Genomic DNA, 1,451 nt, shown 5'->3' on the forward strand with positions numbered 1-1,451 from the left:
AGCCTGTTTGAGGGCTTGATGAGCGTGGGCGCAACGTACACGTCCGTGATGCTGAGGAAAGAAAGATAAGATAAATGCAATTCACCCTAAACGGCAGCAGAAAAACTTATACAAGCGATCCAGAGCGCTCCTTACTAGAATACTTACGCGAGGACGAAGGCATTATCTCGCCTAAGGACGGCTGTGCGCCTCAGGCCGCCTGCGGCTGCTGTGTGGTAGAATTGAACAAAAGGGCGGTTCTGTCATGCGTCATCCCGATGACAAAAATTGCCGATGGCGAAATCGTCACTATCGAGGGGCTTGACGCCAGAACACAGGAAACTTTCGCTAAGGCGTTCCTGGAGAAGGGCGGCGTGCAGTGCGGATTTTGTATCCCGGGAATCGTAATGCAGAGCAAAGTTCTTATCGATAAAAAGCCCGACCCGACACATGAGGAGGTCACGAAAGCCTTAACGCCGCACCTATGTCGCTGCACAGGGTATAAGAAAATTGAAAACTCCATTCTTTGTGCGGCGGAGGCCCTGAGGAACGGCAAGAGCATTCTGGAAGAGAAGCACAACGGTAAAATCGGTGACCGACTGCCAAAGTTCGATTCCTATGATGTTGTTCTGGGACAGCGACCATTCGTGTGCGATATGACATTCGATGAGATGGTTTTCGGGGCACTGAAATTCAGCGACCATCCTCGTGCTAAAATTCTGAGCATTAACACGACCAAAGCCGAACAGCTAAAGGGCGTCAAAAGGGTGTTTCGGGCAAAGGATGTTACCGGTGACCGAAGTGTCGGACTTATCGTTACCGACTGGCCGCTAATGGTAGATGTCGGGGAGGAGACGCGATACGTTGGAGATGTCATCGCAGGAGTGGTCGCCGAGACCGAGGCCATAGCAAAGGAAGCCGTCGATTTGATCGAGGTAAAATATGAGGTTAGGCAACCGGTTACGGATCCGTATAAAGCCATGAAGGAGGCAAGCCCCAAAATCCATCCTGGTGGAAACGTCCTCTCAGAGACTCGCATCCAGAACGGCGATGCAGATAGGACGCTCACCGATTCAGACTTTGTGGTTTCCGAACTCTACCAAACTCAAACGATCGAGCACGGTTTCATGGAGCCCGAGAGCTGTATTGCACGCCCGTGGTACGATGGTGTAGAGGTTTTTTCACAAGGACAGGGTGTTTATGAAGACCAGGCCCAGATCACCAAGCTGCTCGGCTTACCAATGGAGAAAGTAAAGGTGGTTTTGGTACCCAATGGTGGCGCATTTGGGGGAAAGGAAGATTTGTCCGTTCAGGGTCATACCGCTCTGTTCGCCTATCTGTTAAAGCGACCGGTAAAAATCACTCTCAACAGAGACGAGAGTATTTGCATGCATCCGAAGCGGCATCCCCTTTGGATGGATTACACTGTTGGCTGTTCTAAGGAAGGGAAACTCACGGCCCTGAAGGCGCGC

At 51.3% G+C, this 1,451-nt stretch carries 1 protein-coding gene; it reads left to right on the top strand.

All coding sequences use genetic code 11. The features are described 5' to 3' along the window. Positions 1-74 precede the first annotated feature (74 nt). Positions 75-1,451 (top strand): molybdopterin-dependent oxidoreductase (locus MJD61_06865; protein ID MCG8554996.1); only part of this gene is annotated, 1,377 nt, incomplete at its 3' end.

Source organism: Pseudomonadota bacterium (assembly GCA_022361155.1).
GTDB lineage: Bacteria > Myxococcota_A > Polyangia > Polyangiales > JAKSBK01 > JAKSBK01.